We start from the raw sequence: 17,534 nt of genomic DNA on the forward strand, positions 1-17,534 counted from the left end.
CGGCTACAGTGCGACCGCGTCGGCCGCGGCGACGACGGCGAAGCCGGCGCGGGGTTCCACGGAGAAGCGGATGGCGGTGCGGTACTCGCCGTCGATGACGATATCGGCGAACGAGGGGATGCAGCAGATCTCGATGCCCACCGGAGAGAGGAATCCGCGCGAGATGGCCACGGCCTTCACCGCCTGGTTCACGGCGCCGGCGCCCACGGCCTGGATCTCGACGGACGAGCCGTCCTTGATCATGCCCGCGATGGCGCCGGCCACGGAGGCCGGGGAAGACTTCGAGGATACCTTGAGGCAGCCGATGGACGGCCGGGGTTCTGTGGTGGTTGACACGTCGCTGATCCTTGTCCTTTGAGGCGTGGTTGCTGGTCTGATAGGGGTTCGTTTAATGTCGAATCGCGAGGGAATGCCTTGGAAATTCAAACGTTACTATTCTACCGAAAGGGCGCAGGGGGCGCAATATCGCGCAGGCCTAAGACATCTTGCGGATGGGAACGGTGATGCGAATGGCGTCGGCTCCCACGGAAACTTCCGGCCGGCCCACGGCCTCGAGGAAATATCGATCGGCCAGGGCCTCTACGGATCGGGCCGCGCTCTCTCGCAGGGCCTCCACATCCGCCTCGGCCAGCCGCAGTCCCCGGCCGTCTCCCCCTTTGCGCCGGATGTGGGGACGGGCGGGCGCGGCGGCGGGAAAGCTCTCGTCCCGAAGGCGGTCGATGAGGGATGCCGGCGGCTCGATGGTGCCGTCCATGATGCGGCGCGCGGAACGCGAGGAGAACGGGAGGGCCATCGCGGCGCACTCGTCGGCCAGGGCATCGGGGGTCGCGGCCAGGGCGAGGCGCTTCACGAGGGGCGCGGTGGCAGGGTCGTCGGGGAACGCCCGGGCGGCGGGGCTCGTGGTGGCGATGGCGAAAGTGTACAGGGCCGCCGCAATCTCTACCGGCGTGCCGAAGAACACCGAGCACTGATCGCGGTGCTCGAGGGCGAATTCGGCAGCCGTGCGCAGAAGGTTCTTGGGGCCGCGCATGGCGAAGGAGCCCGAGGCCTCCCGCTCGAAGCGGGGGAAGGTGGATTGATCGGTCTTCTCCCCCAGGCGCGCCGTGTCGGTCTCCACGGCGATGCTCGCCCCCAGGCCGCGGGCCGATGAGGCCACGCGGGCCGTCTCCGCGTTCACGGCGATGGAGTACAGTGCCATGCCGCGGCCGTGCATGCCCCATTTGTCCATATGGGCCGTGTCGAGCTTCGAAGTGACACGGGGCTCGAAGATGCGCTCCTGCTGGAGGGCCGGGATGCCGGAGCCGTCGTCGACGATGGTAATGAAGCGGCGCCCCTCGGTCTTCTGGGTGGCCACGAAGATATGGCGCGCTCCGGCATCGCGAGCGTTGCGCAAAAGCTCGATGAGGATGTCCTCGGAGGAGCGGATGTCCTGGGCGGCCTGGCGCCGCTCGGCCTCAGAAGAGCGCAGACGAACAAAGCCATCTCCGAGATCGGCCTCGACTCGGAGATGGCTCTCGCCGCATACGGTATCTATGAAGTTGGCGAGCGAGGAGTCGGCCATGGACTACTTCGCGTAATCCACCGCGCGGCTCTCGCGGATGACCACGACCTTCACCTGCCCGGGGTACTGCATCTCGTTCTCGATCTGCTGGGCGATGTCATGGGCGAGCACCACGGACGCGGCCTCGTCGACCACCTCGGGCTCCACCATGACCCGTACCTCGCGGCCGGCCTGGATGGCATAGGTGCGCTCGACGCCGGCATGGGCGTTGGCGATCTCCTCGAGCTTCTCGAGGCGCTTGATGTAGGCGTCGAGGGTCTCCTTGCGGGCGCCGGGACGGGCGGCCGACACGGCGTCGGCGGCCTGGATGAGCACGTCCATCGTGGAGTTCGGCTCGATGTCGTTGTGATGGGCCTCGATGGCGTGGACGATCTCGGGACGCTCGCCGAAGCGGCGGGCCAGGTCGGCGCCGATGACGGCATGGCTGCCCTCCACCTCGTGGTCCACGGCCTTGCCCAGGTCGTGCAAGAGGCCGGCCCGCTTCACGGGGATGGGGTCGAGGCCGAGCTCGGAGGCCATGACCGACGCCAGGTAGGCCACCTCCAGGGAGTGGTTCAGCACGTTCTGGCCGAAGGAGGTGCGGTAGCGCAGGCGGCCGAGGGTGTTCACGAGCTCGGGGTGCAGGTCGTGAATGCCGGCATCGAAGGTGGCCTGCTCGCCGGCCTCCTGGACCCGCTGGTTCACGAGGCGGACGGCCTTCTCGTACATCTCCTCGATGCGGGCCGGATGGATGCGGCCGTCGGCGATGAGGTTCTCCATGGTGACGCGGCCGATCTCGCGGCGCACCGGATCGAAGCAGGAGATGGTGACGCACTCGGGGGTGTCGTCGATGATGAGGTTCGTGCCGGTCAACTGCTCGAAGGAGCGGATGTTGCGGCCCTCGCGACCGATGATGCGGCCCTTGAGGTCGTCGGAGGGAATGTGAATGGTGGACACCGTGGACTCGGCGGAGTGGTCGGCGGCCACACGCTGGATGGCCAGGCTCAGGATCTCGCGGGCCTTCTTGTCGGCCTCGGCCTTGGTGCGAGTCTCGGCATCGCGGATGATGACGGCGGACTCGCGGGTCACCTCGTCGTGGATGGTCTCCAGAAGCTCGGCCTTGGCCTCCTCCGGGCTCATGCCGGCGGCGCGCTCAAGGGCCTGGTTGATCTCGATCTGCGCCTCCTCGCGATGGCGGACGATGGCGCTCTCGGCCTCGTTCACATCGCGCTCGCGGCGCTCCACCTGGCCCTGGAGCGAAGAGAGCTGGTGCTCGCGGGCATCGAGGGACTCTACGCGGCGGTCGAGGGATTCCTCGCGCTGGGCAAGGGTCTCCTCGCGCTGGGCCACGCGGCTCTCGGCCGTGCGCACCTCGCGCATGCGCTCCTTCTTTTCCTCCTCAAGCTCCTGACGGTAGCGCAGGGCCTGGTCCTTCGCCTCGATCTCAGCTTCCCGTCGCATCGTCTCGGCCTGCTTGCGCGCATCCTCGACCAGGGTGGCGGCCTCGCCGGCGGCCTGGCGGTTGGATGAAGCGGTCATGGAACGATTGACGATGAAGCCGAGGGCAATGCCGACGATAGCCACGGCAATGATGGCGACGATCATAATGGGATCCATCGGATTTCCTCCTCTCATCTGGGCCTTCACGCCCAATCAAAGTCATAAAAAAAGCCCGTGGCCGGGCATGAGCATGGATGTACGAAGGTGTTCGACGTATGCCGTTGTCTATATCAAATACCCTTGAGGGTACAACTGCTCAAAAAGCCACGGGAAACAGTATACCCGATGCGGGAGAGAAGAGAAGCCCCAAACGGGCAGAAGGGCTCGTTTGGGGCTTCTGGAGTGCGGAAGGGCCTGTGATTCGGGGTGCGCGCGATAGCGGTATTTCCGGAGCGCAACGGGAGGGCACGGGCTTTCCGGGCGGCGCCAGGACCGACGCTCCAGGGTCGCGGCGCGGCCTCGAGGGCGGATCACTCGGCTGCGGCGAGGGTCTCCTCGTGCCAGAGACGGGCGGCGCTGGCCGCCACATCGGTATCGAAGCCCTGGGTGGCGAGCTTGCGGAAGGCGGCTTCGCGGGCCCGCTTGGCCCGGGGCGGCCGGCGTCGCAACAGGACGAGAGCCCGCTCCACCTCGGCCTCGCGGCCGCGGGCGGCATGCTCCTGCCAGGCATCGAGGCTCTCGGGGTCGATGCCGAGAGCCTCGATCTCCGAGCGGGCATCGCGCAGTCCCTTGCCGGCCGCCAGGCGCGTGCGCACGAGAGCGTCGGCGTAGCGGAGATCATCGATGGCGCGCACGCGCTCGGCCCGCGCCACCGCCTCTTCCACGGCCGTTGGCGCGAACTCGTCCCGCAGGAGGCGCTCCCGCACGTAGACGGTGGAGCGCTCTCGGACGGCGGCCCAGCGCAGGATCCTCTGGAAGGCGGCATCGGCGGTCTTTCCCTCTGCGGGCGATACCGATTCGTCTTCGCACGGGTCGTCGGTCGCCTTTCGAGAAAAGGTCCCCCGTGACGGCCCCGCAGCTTTGGGATGCTCCGCCGATGACCCTGCGGCGCGGTGCCGCTTCCCCGCTGCGACGCCGCGACAGTGGGACTTGGTGCCCCAACGACCCTCCCCGCTCGTTGCAGAGAGCGACGGGGTGTCCAGACCGGTCCTGGAGCCGTGGGGATCTGCCTCGCCCCGTTCGATGGCGGCGACGGAGCAGCGCAGCTGGTCGAGTATGTCGGCCTTGGCGGACATGGGCTATTTCTTCTTGCCCGTGGCCTTGGGGGCCGGGCTGAAGGATTCGCCCTCGGCCGGGGCCTCGATGATGGGGATCTCATAGGCCTCGCGCACCTTGGTCTCGAGCTCCTCCCGCAGATCGGGGTTCTCCCGCAGGGTCTGCTTGGCGGCTTCGCGGCCCTGCCCCAGGCGCTCCTCGCCGTAGGTGTACCAGGCGCCGGACTTCTTGGCGACACCGCATTCCACGGCCATGTCCACGATGCAACCCTCGCGCGAGATGCCCTCGCCGTACATGAGATCGAACTCGGCCTGGCGGAAGGGCGGCGCGACCTTGTTCTTCACGACCTTGGCCCGCACGCGGTTGCCCACCACGTCGCCGTTCTGCTTGATGGAGTCGACGCGGCGGATATCGATGCGCACCGACGAGAAGAACTTGAGGGCACGGCCGCCCGTGGTAGTCTCGGGGTTGCCGAACATGACGCCGATCTTCTCGCGCAGCTGGTTGATGAAGATGCAGGTGGTGTTCGACTTGGACAGAGAGCCGGCCAGCTTGCGCAGGGCTTGGGACATGAGGCGGGCCTGAAGGCCCACCGTGGTGTCGCCCATCTCGCCTTCGATCTCGGCGCGGGGTACGAGGGCAGCCACGGAGTCCACGATGACGCAGTCGATGGCACCGGAGCGCACGAGCATGTCGCAGATTTCCAGGGCCTGCTCGCCGGTATCGGGTTGGGAAATGAGCACCTCGTCGATATCGACGCCGATGCGGGCCGCATAGACCGGATCGAGGGCATGCTCGGCGTCGATGAAGGCCACGATGCCGCCGAGAGCCTGGGCCTCGGCGAGGATCTGGAGGGCCAGGGTGGTCTTACCGCTGGACTCCGGACCGTAGATCTCGATGATGCGGCCCCGGGGCACGCCGCCGATGCCGAGAGCGGCATCCAAGGGAAGAGCTCCGGTGGGAATGACGCCGATATTCAGATCGGCGCCGCCCTCGCCGAGGGTCATGATGGACCCCTTGCCGAACTTCGACTCGATCTGGTCCGTGGTGAGTTTGAGCATCTTCTCTTTATCTTCGTTCATTGCATCTCCTTGTCTGGGCCATCATACGAACAAGTGGCCGATTTCCTCCTATTATACGAACAAACGTATGAGCGTCAAGGGGTTTTCTCGGTGGATTTCAGGAAGTCGCGGCCGATGGGGTGCCCTTATCTTACCAGGCGCTCGTCGCACTTTTGTCGTGGCTGGATCGCATTTGACCCCCTCCGCGCACCGTTGCCTCGTCTCCTGGAACCGTCCGCAAACCGTAGTCGCGTCTCAGGAAAGCCGTCCCCGGGCCGTCGCGATGTCGCCCGATCGCTTCCTCCGGTCCGCACCCCTTGCTCCCCCCTTCCCGGAGGGCGAGGGGTGCGGACCGGACATGGCAAAAGTGGGGTGCATGGGGGATTGAAAAACAAAGGGAAGGGAAGGCCGGAGGCACCCAAGTTCCAAGAACCCCTCCCCCACCTGGAGGAATCCAATTTCGCAGGAGCGAATATCGCCACGGGGTGAATCCGGCCCCGCGGATAGAATGGCTTCGCAAGGCGAATCTGGCCCCGGGCGGCCAGCCTGCCTCCTTCCGGAGGTTAGCTCAGGGCGGCTTCCATGGCCTTGAGGGCGGCCAGCACGGTTTGGAGCCGCACGCTGTCGCGACCCCCTTGGAAGTGGTGCTCCTCGGCCCGGGTGCCCCGGGCAGTGGCGCAGCCGATCCAGACCATGCCCACGGGCTTGCCCGGCTCGGCCCCGGTGGGCCCGGCGATGCCGGTGACCGACACGGTCACGTCGCAGGCCAGCTCCCGCAGGGCGCCCCGGGCCATTTGGAGGGCCACGAGCTCATCGACGGCCCCCTGGCGCGACAGCACGTCGCCGGACACGCCGAGTACCTGCTCCTTCACGTCGTTCACGTAGCTGACGATGCCCCCGCGCACCACGGCGGAGCTGCCGGGCACGGCGGTGAGCATGGCGGCGATGAGACCTCCGGTGAGGCTCTCGGCCGTGCCCACGGTCAGCCCGCGCTCGCCGGCCCGCTCCACGATGATCCGGGCCTCGGCGTCGATGGCCCGCTGCAGGGCGGCCACCTCGGTGGGCCGCTCCCCCGCCTCGACCGCAGGTGCGGCCTTGGTCTTGGGGGCGCTCCCCTTCAGCAGGTGGCGGGCCTTCACGAGGTAGTCGAGCATGGACATGATGGTCAGCACGAGGGCAATGGCCATGACGATCCAGGACAGCAGGAACAGCGGGTTGGAGAAGGCGGCGGCTGCCGAGGGGAAGACGAGGGCGTCCTTGGCCAGGAACAGCACAATGGCGATCATCTGGAAGACGGTCTTGGCCTTGCCGTACCAGCTCGCGGCGATGACTTCGCCCTTGCTGGCCGCCACCATGCGGATGCCGGAGACGATGAACTCCCGGGCAAGGATGATGAGCACGGGCCAGCCGGGGAGCACGGCCAGCTCCACGAGGGCGATGAGCGCTGCGGCCACGAGGATCTTATCGGCCAGGGGGTCCATGAACTTGCCGAAATCGGTCACCTCCCCGCGGCTGCGGGCCAGGTAGCCATCGAGCCAGTCGGTGCAGGAGATGAGAATGAAGATGCCCGCGGCGATGAGCCGCTTGGCCTCGGTGGTGATGTCGGGCAGGCCCATCCAGAGGGGCCAGGGGCTCACGATGGCGAGCACGAACACCGGCACGAGGCAGATGCGGATGAGCGTGACGATGTTGGCCGGGGTCATGAGTTTCTCGGGGGCCGTGGGCTCGATAGGGGCCATGGGTTTACGCGCCTTCCATCTCGTAGAGCAGGGTGTCGGCGATGATCGTATCCACCACGGTGCCGACGGTGCCATCGGAGACATAGGTCACTCCGTCCACCTCGGGAGCCTGGCACTGGGCGCGGCCGAAGCGTTGGCCGTCCTCCTCGGTGCCTTCCACGAGCACCGCCATGGGCCGGCCGATGCGCTCGGCGATGCGCGGCCCGCAGACCGCGTCGGCCAGGTCGCGCAGGATTTGGGCCCGCTCGGCCTTCTCGTCCTCATCGAGCTGGTCGGGCAGCGCGGCGGCGGCCGTCCCCTCCTCGCGGGAATAGGGGAACACGCCGATGTAGTCGAAGGGGGCCTCGGCCACGAAGTCACACAGGGCCTCGAACTGCTCCTCGGTCTCGCCGGGGAAGCCCGCGATGAGGGTGGTGCGCAGGGTGATGCCGGGCACGGCGGCGCGGATGCGCTCGATGAGGGCCGCGAACTTCTCGGCCGAGCCGGCGCGGTTCATGGCCCGCAGGATGGGAGCGCTCACGTGCTGGAGGGGAATATCCAGGTAGGAGCACACATTGTCCCGGGCGGCCATGACGGCGAGCAGCCGGTCGGTGACCCCCTCGGGCTGCAGGTACATGACGCGCAGCCAGGTGTCGGGGAAGGCCTCGGCCAGGGTGTCCACGAGCCAGGCCAGGTCGTGGCCCTCGGGAAGGTCCTGGCCCCAGCGGCCGGTATCCTGGGCGATGAGCACGATCTCTCGGGCCCCGGCGGCCACTTCCCGGGCCACGTCGGCGCGGATGGCCTCGAAAGGGAAGCTGTGGTAGCGGCCGCGGATGGCCGGGATGGTGCAGTAGGAGCAGAAGCGGTCGCAGCCGTCGGAGATCTTCACGTAGGCGAAGATGCCCCCTTCCCCCGGCGCCCCCGTGGCTTCGGATGCCGTGGGGGCCATCGCTTCCTCCCCCGCCATCGGCTCGAAGCCGGTGAGGCGCCCCAGGACGGCCACGATGTCGTCCTCCTTGCTGCAGGGGACGAAGGCGGCGGCCTCGGTGAGCTCGCCCTCCAGGTCGTCGCCGTAGCGGGCGGGCATGCAGCCGGCCACCACCACCGAGGCGCGGCCCGCGGCCACAAGGGGCAGGGAGGCGGCCTCGAAGATGGCCTCGAGGCTCTCCTCGGTGGCCGACTGGATGAACGAGCAGGTGTTCACGATGATGACATCGGCCTCGTCGGCCGGGGCGTTCACCTGATAGCCGGCCTCGGCCAGGGCACGGGCCATGGCCGCAGAGTCGACCTCGTTCTTGGCGCAGCCCATGGTGACGAGGCTGACGCGGGGCGCGGACGCGCCCTCCCACACGGGGGGAACCGGAGCGGTCATCGGAAGGGGCTCCTAGCGGTAGTTCACGTACTGGAGCGGCTGGCCGTAGTCCTGGCCCTTCAGAAAGGCGATGACCTCCTGGAGGGTGTCGCGGGACGGGGAGCTCACGCGCAGCTTGTCGCCCTCGATAGTGACCTTGCACTTGAGCTTCTGGGCCTTGATGTCCTTGTTGATCTTGCCGGCGGTCTCCTTGTCGATGCCGTTGACCACGGTGGCCACGCGGCGCACCGAGCCGCCCGTGGCGGCCTGGGCATCGCCCCACTGCACGGCGGTCAGATCGATGCCGCGCTTGATGAGCTTGCTGCCGATGACATCGATGACCTGGGAGGCCACGAAGTCGGCTGGGGCGGACACGGTGATGGTGCCGCCGTTCTTGTCCAGGCCGATCTCGGCGCCGGAGTCCTTCAGGTCATAGCGCTGGGAGAGCTCCTTCTTGGCCTGCTGGAAGGCGTTGTCCACCTCCTGCATGTCCACGGTGGATACGACGTCGAAGCTGGATTCCTTGGCCATGGGGCCCTCACTTTCTAATCGGTTCGGGAAAGGTAGAACGGGGAACGGGACGCGGGACGATGGGCGCGGGACGCACTAGTTGCCCGCGTCGCCGTCCTCGCTGTTGCCATCGGTGGAGTCGCCGGAGCCGCCCTCATCGCCCGACTCGTCGCTGCCGTTGTCGGCCTCGGTCCCGTCGTCGGTCGAGCCGCTGCCCACGCCGTTGGCGCGCTTCCAGGCAGACAGCGCCTCCTCGAAGTCGACGGTGTAGGTGTACACGCCGCTCTTGGCCTCGGTGGGCTCAACCTTCTCGCCGTCCACGGTGATCTCCACCTCGTCGGGGTCGCCGGAGACGACGAACTTCAGCTTGCCGGTGACGTCGTACTCCTGGCTCTTGGGCCCGGTCACATCGCCGGCCTCCACGGTCTTGCCGTCTTGGATGACCTCGATGTACATCTCGGCGCCGTCGGCCACCTTGTAGGCGAACTTGGCGCTCGTGGGGGCCACGGGCGTGGTAGTCGGGGCCGTGGGCTGCTGGCCCGTGGCATCTGTGCCGCTCGTGGTACCCTGGGGGGTCGGCATGCCGGAGATGGGCACCGTGGGGGTGTCCTCGGCCGGGGCGTCCTTGCCCCCGAAGGCCAGGAAGATGACGAGCACGAGCAGGCCCACGATGATGGCGCCCACCACGATGAGCGGCAGCATGGAGCCGAAGTTGGCGGCGATGCCCGGGGCTTGGCGCCCTTGGACGAGGTTGGTGTAGGCCGGCTGAGGCGCAGCGCCGCGGCCGGTGCGGGAGGAGCGGCCGTTCGGGCGGGCTCCCCGCTCTCGCTGGCCCTCGCGGCTCGAACGGCCGCGGCCCTCGGCGCGCTCGCCGGGACGGGGGCGCTCGCTCCGGCCGCCCATGGGGCGTCGGCCGGTCTCGAACTGCTGGGCCTCGTCGCGGTAGAGGCGCGTGATCTCGGCGGGGTTCAGACCCACGAGGCGGGCGTAGGCGCCCACCATGTTGGAGGTGTAGCCCCGCGGGGGCATGCGGGCGAAGTCGCTCTCCTCGATGGCCCGGAGGATGTCCGGACGGATGCGCAGCTTGCGGGCCGCGGTGGACAGGTCGAGCCCCTTGCGCTCGCGGGCGCTCCTGAGCGTGTCTCCGAAGGAAATCTGTCTCGCCACGGTCGTAACTCCTCTATGTCATGGACGGCGGCCGCCGGGGCCGGGCCGTCTAATCCTCGTCGTTGGCCTCGAAGGCCTTCAGGGTCTCGAGCTCCATTGCGTCTACGAGCACCTCGCGGGGACGGCTGCCGTTGGCCGGGCCCACGATGCCCTTTTCTTCTAGCTGATCCATTATACGACCAGCGCGGGCATATCCGACCTTCAGGCGGCGCTGAAGATTGGAAGTTGACCCCAAATCGCTTGAAACCACCACATCGGCGGCCTCCCAGAGCAGCGGATCGTCGGCCTCGGAGCCGCCGTCGCCGGCCGGCGAGGAGTCGCCGAGGGTCACCACGTTGGTCTTGAGGATCTCGGAATGGTACTCCGGCTCTCCCTGGGCCTTCAAGTGCGCCACCACGGCGGCGATCTCCTCGTCGGGGATCCAGGGGCCCTGGACGCGCACGGGCTTGGGGTACTCCGGCTTGGCGATGAGAAGGTCGCCCCGGCCGATGAGGTTCTCGGCACCGGTGGAGTCCAGGATGACGCGGGAGTCGATGCCGCTGGCCACGGTGAGGCCGATACGGCAGGTGATGTTCGCCTTGATGAGGCCCGTGACCACGTTGGTGGAGGGGCGCTGCGTGGCGATGATGAGGTGGATGCCGGCCGCGCGGGCGAGCTGGGCGATGCGGCTGATGGAGAACTCCACCTCCTTGCCCACGTTCATCATGAGGTCGGCCAGCTCGTCGATGACGATGACGATGTAGGGAATGGGCTCGCCGTAGGGGTTCTCCGGCACCTCTTCCCCGCTCTGCTCGGCCGCCTCGGCGGCGTCTGCGGCCGCCCGGGCCTTCTCGTTGAAGGAGATGATGTTGCGCACGCCGCACTTCGAGAACATCTTGAGGCGGCGCTCCATCTCGGCCACGGCCCAGGACAGGGCGCTGGAGGCCTCGCGGCACTCGGTGACCACGGGCACGTAGAGATGGGGAATGCCCTCGTAGGGGGCGAATTCCACCCGTTTGGGGTCCACCATGATGAAGCGCACCTCGGCCGGAGTGGCCCGCATGAGGATGGACATGATCATGGAGTTCACTTCCACCGACTTACCGGAGCCGGTGGTGCCGGCGATGAGCACATGGGGCATCTTGGCCAGGTCGTGCACGATGGCGTGGCCCTCCACGTCCTCACCGATGGCCACCTGCAGGGGCCCCGGCTCGGCGGCGGCTAGCACCTCGGGCAGGTACACCATCTGGCGCACCCGGTTGGGCACCTCGATGCCCACGTAGTTGGTGCCGGGAATGGGGGCGAAGATGCGCACGCCGGGGGCCGCCAGGGCCAGGGCGATGTCGTCGGTGAGGTTGGTGACCTTGCTCACGCGCACGCCCGAGGGCAGATCCACCTTGAACAGGGTGACCGTGGGGCCCTCCACCCAGCCCACGACGCTCGCGAGCACGCCGAAGTCCTCCAGGGTGCCCTGGAGCTCGGCGGCCACTTCGCGCAGCTCCTCTTCCGTGGAGCCGCGGCGCTTGCCGTCGCCGGTGGACAGCAGGTCCATGGAGGGCAGCTGGAAGCCGTCCTTCGACACGGGGGGCGCCGGCTTCGGGGCGGCCTTGGGCTTCGCTTTGGCCGCGCGCTTGCGGGGGTTGGCCGTGGGCGCCGCCGTCGCAGCGGCCTGTGCGCTCTGGGCCTCCTCGGCGGCTTTGCGGCCGAGCTTGCGGGTCATGGGGCGGGCCGGCTCCTCGGCGGTGATGGCGCCGATGGCGGCGGTCTGGCGCGGGTCGGGGGCGGTGATGTTCACCGTGCGGCCCGCAGCGGCCCCCCTCCCCTCGCCACCGAGCTGGCGCGTGAGGGCCGCCCCGTCCACGGCCGGGACGGCCGGAGCCCCCTCGGCGGGAACCGACTGGCGCTCGGCGATGGCACGGCTGCGGGGGCGGCGGGGCTGCTCCTCCATGGCCAGGCGCGCGGTGGCGGCGGCCGGCCGCACCACCGTGGCGTCGGGGGGCTGGGGCACCTCGCCGGAGGCTCCGCCGAAGTTGTGGCGCACGAGGTGGCCGCCGCGCTTCACGGCGCCGAACAGCCCCTCGGGCAGGTAGGGCTCCCGACCCGCCAGCTCCGCCTCGTGGCGGGCGCGCACCTTCTCGATGAAGGCGGACACGGAGAACCCGATGACGATGACGCCGGCCACGGCCAGGCCCAAAAGCAGGATGGCCGAGATGATGCCGCCGAACAGGGTGAGCCCCACCCAGGCCAGGGCCGCCCCCACGTAGCCGCCGTGGGTGACGAGGTTGCCGTAGTCGAACAGGGCCTCAGGGCCGGTGTTGCCCACGGGGGTGAACAGGGCGATGATGCCGAGCAGCGCCACCAGGATGAGCCCGAGGCCCACGGTGATGCGCAGGGACATGCGCTCGGTCTCCTTGCGGTAGAGCACGGTGCCCCCCACGGCCACGAGGAAGAAGGGCATGATGTAGCAGCCCACGCCGAAGACGAGGTGGAGCGACTCGGACAGCAGGGCCGTGACGATGGCCCCGGTGGGGGCCACGGCAGCGATGAACAGCACGATGCCGAGCAGGATGAAGCCCACGCCCACCATGTCGCGGCGGGTGCGATCGTCCAGGATGCGCGGCGCGGGCTCGACCGACCGGCTGCGGGCGGCCGCCGAGAGGGGGCGGCGAGTGCCGTCCTTGGAGACGGCCTCGCTCGCCTTCTTGCGCGACGGGGATCCCTTCGAGGGTTGCTGCGAGTGACGGGCCATGGAAGCTCTAAACCTCCAGGATATTCACGACCACCATGGGACGCTGCTTGGTGCGGTCCCACAGAAGCGACATGAGGGCGTCGCGGGCGGCCTTGCGCAGCTCCTTCGCACCGCCGTCCTTCCCCAGGCAGCGTCGCAGGGCGCCGGCCACCGTGGAGGCCGCCTCGCGGGCCAGGTAGTAGTCGTCGCCGCCGGTGATGCCGTGCATGGACACCTGCACGTCGCCCACGACCTGCTTCTGCTTCAGATCGACGGCCGCGGCCACCGAGGCGAAGCCCTGGTTGCCGAGGGTGTTGCGCTCGTCGAGCACGTCCTGGGAGGTGTCGCCCACCGACAGGCCGTCCACGTAGACGATGCCCGAGGGCACCCCCTCGCCGCGCTCGATGCCCAGGGCCGACAGCTCCAGGGCATCGCCGTTCTCCAGGATGTAGATGTTCTCGGCGTCCACGCCCGTGGCCTCGGCCAGCTTCGCGTGGGCCCGCAGGTGGGTGGCCTCGCCGTGGACCGGCATGAAGGCCTTGGGCTTCACGAGGGTGAGCATGATCTTGAGCTCCTCGGCCCCCGCGTGGCCCGACACGTGGACCCGCGCCCGGCTCTTGTCGTACACGTCGGCGCCGATCTTGGCCAGGGAGTTGATGACCCGGGTGACCGCCTTCTCGTTGCCGGGCACCGGCGTGGCCGAGATGATGACGGTGTCGCCCTCCTCGATCTCGATGGTCTTGTGCTCGCCGTTGGCGATGCGGCCCAGGGCGCTCAAGGGCTCGCCCTGGCTGCCAGTGCACATGATGACCACCTGGTCGGAAGGGATGCCCTTTAGATCGTAGGCGTCGATGAGGTTGTCGTCGGAGATCTTCAGGTAGCCCAGGCGCCGGGCGATGTCGGTGTTCTGGATCATGGAGCGGCCCGTAACCACCACCTTGCGGCCGTTCTTCACCGCGGCGTCGCAGATCTGCTGCATGCGGTGGATGTGGCTCGCGAAGGAGGCGATGATGACGCGGCCCGGGGCCTGGGAGATGATCTGCTCCAGGGTCTTGCCCACCTCGGCCTCGCTCGGCGTGAAGTTCGGGTTCATGGCGCCCGTGGAGTCGCTCATCATGAGGTCGACGCCCTTCTCGGAGAAGCGCGTGATGGCAGCGAAGTCGGTGGTGACCCCGTCGATGGGGGTCTGGTCGAGCTTGAAGTCGCCGGTGTGCAGCACGTTGCCGGCCGGGCTCTGGATGAACAGGCCCACGGCACCGGGGATGGAGTGGTTCACAGCGAAGAAGTCTACCTTGAAGCAGCCGAGCTTGATCTCCTCGCCCGACTTGATCTCGATGAGCTTGGCGTTCTTGATCTTGTGCTCGGCGAACTTGCCCTCGATGAGGCCCAGCGTGAGCTTGGTGGCGTAGATGTTCACGGTGCGGTCGAGGTCCTTCAGCAGGTAGGGCAAGGTGCCCGTGTGGTCCTCGTGGCCGTGGGTGATGATGATGCCGCGCAGCTTGTCGGCGTTTTCCAGCACGTAGGTGTAGTCGGGCAGGATGAGATCCACGCCCGGATGATCGTCGTCGGGGAACATCAGTCCCGCATCGTCGAGGATCATGTCGTCGCCGCACTCGAAGGCGGTCATGTTCTTGCCGATGGCGTCCAGGCCGCCGAGCGGAATGATGCGCAGCTTGGCGTTGGGATCCTTCGAGGCCTTCGAGCCCCGACGGCGGCGCGGGCGCTCGCCGTTCTGCGCGGAGCCCTCGGCCCCCTCGCCGCGGGAGAGCTGCGGGCGCTTGCGCTCCAGGTTCACGCGCTTGAAGGAGGTATTGTTCTTGCGGCCCCCGCGGTTGCGGTTGCCCTTGCCGTTTGAGCCGCCCGTGCTATCGGTGCCGCCCTCCTTGGCGGCGCGGGGCTTCTCGTTTTTCTTCTCTTGGTTTTCCTTGGTCATGAAGTTCCTTGTCGTTCGGGGATATGTCTGCAAAAACGCCGACCCGCCCGTGGCGGACCGGCGTTCACGGTTCCAGCAGGGGCCCGCCTAGGCCAGCACGCCCACCTCGCGCATGACGGCGGCTAGGGTCGCGGACTGCTCGGGGGTGGCGTCCACGAGCGGCAGGCGCACGCCGCCGACGGGGAAGCCGATGAGTTTCAGGGCCTCTTTCACGAGGATGGGGTTCGCCGTGGCGAAGAGCCCGGTCATGAGCGGCAGCAGGGCCTCGTTGGCAGCTTCGGCCGCCTCCCAGTCGCCGGCTGCGGCCAGCTCCACGATTTCCTTCATGCGCTCCGGGGCCACGTTGCCGATGGTGGAGATGACGCCCGCGCCGCCCAGGCGCATGATGTCCAGGGTGGCGGAGTCGTCGCCGGAGTACACGTCGAAGTCGGCCGGGGCGCCGTCGATGATGGCCTTCACCTGGTCGAGGTTGCCCGAGGCCTCCTTGATGGCCACGACGTTGTCGCAGTCGCGGGCCAGGCGCAGAGTGGTCTCGGCTTCCATGTTGATGGAGCAGCGCCCGGGGATGTTGTACAGGATGATGGGCATCTCCGTGGAATCGGCGATGGTCTTGAAGTGACGGTACAGACCCTCCTGGGGCGGCTTGTTGTAGTAGGGAACCACGCACATGAAGCCGTCGACGCCGAGCTTGCCGGCATCCTGGGCGAAGGACACTGTGTCGGCGGTGCAGTTGTCCCCCACGTTCGCGATGACCGGCACGCGGCCGGCCACGGCGGCCAGCACGGCGCGGAACAGCTCGAGCTTCTGGGGGTAGAACACCGTGGGGCTCTCGCCAGTGGTGCCGTTCACGATGATGGAGTCGACCCCGCCGTCCACGAGGCGGCAGGCCAGCTCCTGGGCCCGATCCAGGTCGAGCTCGAGGTTCTCATCGAAGGGGGTGACCATGGCCGGGATGAGGCGGCCGAAGCGAGGGTTGCGGGTGCTTTCCATCGGTGTTTCTCCTTAGGCGAATGCCGGGGCGCGGGGCCCCTGCCAATCAACTCACTGGCTATTATGCCACTGATGTTCGCCTCGGAGGGCCCGGGCTCGCGGAAGTTCGCCAAACGCACAAGGCGAGCGGCCCTGTCGGAACGCTCGCCCGGGAATGATCGCGGAAGCGGAAGCGGCGGTGTGGGGGCCGCGGCCCTAGTCCATGAAGGTCTCGAGGCCCACGATGAGCCCCTCGCGCTCCCCCACGCTGCGGATGCCCAGCAGCACGCCGGGCATGTAGGAGGTGCGGTCCCACGAGTCGTGGCGGATGGTGAGGGTCTGGCCGAGGGAGCCGAAGATCACTTCCTGGGAGGCCACGTAGCCCATGGAGCGCACGGCATGGACCGGCACCCCCTCCACGAGCGCGCCCCGGGCCCCCTCGGCCCCGGGCATCTCGGTCTCGCGGCCGGGGGCCTCGCTCACGCGGGGGCTGCGCGCCTCGGCGATGAGCTGGGCCGTCCGCACGGCCGTGCCCGAGGGAGCGTCCTTCTTGTTGCAGTGGTGGAACTCGATGACCTCGGCCTCGGGGAAATAGGGCGCGGCGGCCTTGGCAAACTCCATCATGAGCACGGCGCCGGTGGTGAAGTTCGGCGCGTAGAACAGGGCCGTGCCCGCCGGCGCGATGGAGGCCAGCTCCTCCAGGGTGGCGGTGGCCAGGCCCGTGGTGCCCACGACGCAGTCCACGCCCCGGGGCAGCGCCTCGGCGAGGTTGCCGGCCACGACAGCGGGCTGGGTGAAGTCCACGAGCACGTCGGCGTCCACGGCGTCGAGAGCCTCGGCCACGGTGGCGAACACGGGGAAGGCGCCTTCCGCGCCCGCGGCATGAGGATCGATGCCGCAGACCACAGTCATGTCGTTGGCGGCGGTCACGGCGTCTACCACCGCCGAGCCCATACGGCCGGCGCACCCGGCCACAGCAACGTTGATCATGAAGACCTCCTCGCTTCTCATTGAATACAAGTGGATAAGAGCATGGAGGAGGGCGGCGGCGCCTTGACCGAGCGAGCTCCGCAGCGACGGGAACAGCCGGTGGACTGTTCTCCAAAGCGAGGACTGTCCGAGCGAATCAAGGTGCCGCCGCCCTCCGACGGGCGACGAGCCCCAAAAGGAGGGAAGGGCCGTAGGCTTCACGGCCCTATCGGTGCCAGAGACCTGCCCTGGCACCGGTGTCCTGCGAAATGCGGGGGCCTAGCCCTCGTGACGACGGCGCGGGGTGCGGCCGGCGCGACCGGGACGGTTGTCCTCTCGGCGCTCGCGACGCTCGCCGTGGCCGTGACCGCGGTCGCCGCGATCCTCGCGACGGGCCGGGGCGCTTCCCTCGGGGGCATCGGGCTTGTCGAGGCGGTCCAGGGAGATCTTGCCGGTCTTCGGATCCACTTCCAGCACCACGACCTTGATGACGTCGCCGAGGTTCAGCACGTCCTCCACCTTCCCCACGCGGCCGTTGGCCACGCGCGAGATGTGCAGCAGGCCGTCCTTGCCGGGGGTCAGCTTCACGAAGGCGCCGAAGTCCTTGATGCCGACGACTTCGCCCTCGAACTCCTCTCCCACCTCGGGCTCCTTCACGATGCCGAGGATCATGGCCTTGGCAGCCTCCATGGCGGTACCGGACACCGCACCCACGTGGATGGTGCCGTCCTCCTGGATGTCGATGGAGGCGCCGGTCTCCTCCTGGATGCCGCGGACGACCTTGCCGCCGCTGCCGATGACGTCGCGGATCTTGTCCACGGGGATCTTGATGGTCTCGATGCGCGGCGCGGTCTCCTTCATCTCGGCGCGGGGGCCGTCGATGGTGGCGAGCAT

General features: G+C 68.3%; 14 protein-coding genes. All 14 read right to left on the bottom strand.

Annotated features, from left to right (window positions below):
- Nucleotides 1-3 precede the first annotated feature (3 nt).
- Nucleotides 4-336: a stage V sporulation protein S gene (locus ACTOXK_RS09595; protein ID WP_482277716.1), complete on the bottom strand. Its 333-nt coding sequence runs from the start codon at nucleotides 334-336 to the stop codon at nucleotides 4-6.
- Nucleotides 337-475: 139 nt separating this feature from the next.
- Nucleotides 476-1,561: an ATP-binding protein gene (locus tag ACTOXK_RS09600; protein WP_482277715.1), complete on the bottom strand. Its 1,086-nt coding sequence runs from the start codon at nucleotides 1,559-1,561 to the stop codon at nucleotides 476-478.
- 3 nt (nucleotides 1,562-1,564) lie between these two features.
- The gene (rny, locus tag ACTOXK_RS09605; RefSeq protein ID WP_135969842.1) at nucleotides 1,565-3,157 is read right to left on the bottom strand and encodes a ribonuclease Y; all 1,593 of its coding nucleotides are present in this window, start codon (nucleotides 3,155-3,157) and stop codon (nucleotides 1,565-1,567) included.
- 353 nt (nucleotides 3,158-3,510) lie between these two features.
- Complete coding sequence (locus tag ACTOXK_RS09610) at nucleotides 3,511-4,275, bottom strand: regulatory protein RecX (protein WP_482277714.1); 765 nt, start codon at nucleotides 4,273-4,275, stop codon at nucleotides 3,511-3,513.
- A gap of 3 nt (nucleotides 4,276-4,278) precedes the next feature.
- Nucleotides 4,279-5,337 (bottom strand): recombinase RecA, encoded by a 1,059-nt coding sequence (gene recA / locus ACTOXK_RS09615; protein ID WP_482277713.1) that lies wholly within the window; start codon nucleotides 5,335-5,337, stop codon nucleotides 4,279-4,281.
- Between the two features lie 542 nt (nucleotides 5,338-5,879).
- Complete coding sequence (gene pgsA / locus ACTOXK_RS09620) at nucleotides 5,880-7,055, bottom strand: CDP-diacylglycerol--glycerol-3-phosphate 3-phosphatidyltransferase (RefSeq protein WP_482277712.1); 1,176 nt, start codon at nucleotides 7,053-7,055, stop codon at nucleotides 5,880-5,882.
- 4 nt (nucleotides 7,056-7,059) lie between these two features.
- On the bottom strand, nucleotides 7,060-8,406 hold the full coding sequence (rimO, locus tag ACTOXK_RS09625; RefSeq protein ID WP_482277711.1) for a 30S ribosomal protein S12 methylthiotransferase RimO: 1,347 nt from the start codon (nucleotides 8,404-8,406) through the stop codon (nucleotides 7,060-7,062).
- A gap of 12 nt (nucleotides 8,407-8,418) precedes the next feature.
- The gene (locus ACTOXK_RS09630) at nucleotides 8,419-8,916 is read right to left on the bottom strand and encodes a YajQ family cyclic di-GMP-binding protein (RefSeq protein WP_482277710.1); all 498 of its coding nucleotides are present in this window, start codon (nucleotides 8,914-8,916) and stop codon (nucleotides 8,419-8,421) included.
- A gap of 75 nt (nucleotides 8,917-8,991) precedes the next feature.
- On the bottom strand, nucleotides 8,992-10,062 hold the full coding sequence (locus tag ACTOXK_RS09635; RefSeq protein WP_482277709.1) for a helix-turn-helix domain-containing protein: 1,071 nt from the start codon (nucleotides 10,060-10,062) through the stop codon (nucleotides 8,992-8,994).
- 49 nt (nucleotides 10,063-10,111) lie between these two features.
- Entirely contained in the window at nucleotides 10,112-12,790 is a 2,679-nt protein-coding gene (locus tag ACTOXK_RS09640; RefSeq protein ID WP_482277708.1) for an FtsK/SpoIIIE family DNA translocase, read from the bottom strand.
- 7 nt (nucleotides 12,791-12,797) lie between these two features.
- Nucleotides 12,798-14,702 (bottom strand): ribonuclease J, encoded by a 1,905-nt coding sequence (locus tag ACTOXK_RS09645; protein ID WP_482277707.1) that lies wholly within the window; start codon nucleotides 14,700-14,702, stop codon nucleotides 12,798-12,800.
- A gap of 87 nt (nucleotides 14,703-14,789) precedes the next feature.
- Nucleotides 14,790-15,692, bottom strand: a complete 903-nt coding sequence (gene dapA / locus ACTOXK_RS09650) for a 4-hydroxy-tetrahydrodipicolinate synthase (protein ID WP_482277706.1) — start codon at nucleotides 15,690-15,692, stop codon at nucleotides 14,790-14,792.
- Nucleotides 15,693-15,887: 195 nt separating this feature from the next.
- A complete protein-coding gene (dapB, locus tag ACTOXK_RS09655) occupies nucleotides 15,888-16,661 on the bottom strand; it encodes a 4-hydroxy-tetrahydrodipicolinate reductase (RefSeq protein WP_482277705.1) in 774 nt (257 codons plus the stop codon).
- A 258-nt stretch (nucleotides 16,662-16,919) separates the two neighbouring features.
- On the bottom strand, nucleotides 16,920-17,534 hold a 615-nt coding region (locus tag ACTOXK_RS09660; RefSeq protein ID WP_482279916.1), incomplete at its 5' end, for a S1 RNA-binding domain-containing protein.

This window comes from Adlercreutzia sp. (assembly GCF_056795635.1).